The sequence below is a fragment of the Endozoicomonas sp. ONNA1 genome (genome assembly GCF_024606325.1).
Classification (GTDB): Bacteria; Pseudomonadota; Gammaproteobacteria; order Pseudomonadales; family Endozoicomonadaceae; genus Endozoicomonas_A.
Window position 1 is genome coordinate 1 of record NZ_JAHHPN010000419.1, and the last position, 1,606, is coordinate 1,606.

Genomic DNA, 1,606 nt, shown 5'->3' on the forward strand with positions numbered 1-1,606 from the left:
AACAAAGCCGTTTATGGACTGGGAGGCGACGACAAGATTTTTCTGGAGATGCACCGGGGGAAAGCCTATGGTGGCGCTGGTGATGACAGGCTGGTGGGAGGAGAGGAACAGTGGGGTGGTGGCGGGGATGACAGTCTTGAGCATGCTCTCGGTGAAGTGATTCAGCGGGGAGGGGAAGGTGATGATGACATTCGTCCTGGTACCGGATTTGCTGATATTGACGGTAATACCGGTGTTGACACTGTGAAATTGCCCAGCCCTGTGTTTGAGACCCGTTTCAGGGGAATGAACCAGGTGCAATGCCTGAAAACTGATTTAGCGTCACGGAAAATTAATGCTTTCTATAGGTTGCGATATAGCGTTCTCTCCTGCAAGGAAAAAGCAATCTTTCGTTCACCTGATGTGGTTGCCAAGTTCAATCAGGATAAGCTGAAAACGTGGCTGGGTGAAATTCCCTACCTGTTTGAAGTCGATCTCTCAAAACAAACGTTCACCAACCAGCTGATTGAACTGTTGAAGCAGCAGGGCGATGACTTCAGTATCTTGAAGGATCTGTATGGTTTGAGCAAAGGTAGCCTGCGGGTTAAGGGTAAGGATCATAACGATAAGGAAGTAGATATTAACTTTATCAATTATGCGGGCGGCCCAACGGCGTTTCTGGTGCATGATTATTCTAATCTGAAAAAATGTGCAGGCAAAACGTACACATCCCGAAGTGACTCAGGTTGCCCTGATGATGATGATGTGGTGCCGGCCAGCAAACTAACGGACTCTGATACTGACATTCAGGCTTTCAACCAAATCCCCGCATTAGAACGTTATAAAGTGGGCGATGTTGTGATCGGCATTCTTTCCAGAAAAAAAGTTGAGCACTTTAACGGTGGACATTACAAAAAGCTTTATAAGGCGCAGGCGGATGATAAAACCTATGCCCTGAATGCGGATAAGCATCGTCATTATTCTTTTAATAGCCTGAGGGTTGATGCAATAGGACGACATTTTGGGAAGGTGAATGATAAAAAAATGCCCGGTGGCGGTTGTCAGTTGCTGGCAAAAAAGACCCGTTGTGCAAAAAAATCAGCAACAACGACTCATGAAAATTGCTGTGTTGATTATGAAGTGAAGGGCATTGATTACATTAAAAACAAAGATGTGCACAACGGGGTTCTGTATATACATACCAAGGGGTTCACGCAGGGGCAGAGCCGTTCAATGAGTATGTACTTTTTGAGTGATGATAATGATTTCCTGATTAAGTTTGATTATAAACAGCTGCTTAAGTTTGCCAATATTGAAACCTCAGTCGATAAGAGCAGTGGGGTGCGTCACACCCACCTTAATAACCCGGTGGTTCGATTTTACGCGGGTCTTATGGATTTTATTGGAACCCACGGGGTCGTCAAAAATATTGAAAACGTGATTGGCAGTGCTTACAGCACCAAAATAATCGGAGATGACCAGAACAATTTGATAGTAGGTCAAAGTGGCCGTAATTTCTTCAAGGGATTATCTGGCAATGACCGGTTTGTGACCGGAAGTGAGTTTGATGAGGTCTATGGCGGAGCCGGGCGGGATACGATCTCTATTGAAGCCTCAGAGAAAAGCC

The 1,606-nt window shown here is 45.5% G+C and carries 1 pseudogene; it reads left to right on the forward strand.

Annotated elements, in window-relative coordinates:
* Positions 1-1,606, forward strand: a pseudogene (locus KDK19_RS09445) (hypothetical protein); the annotation flags it as partial.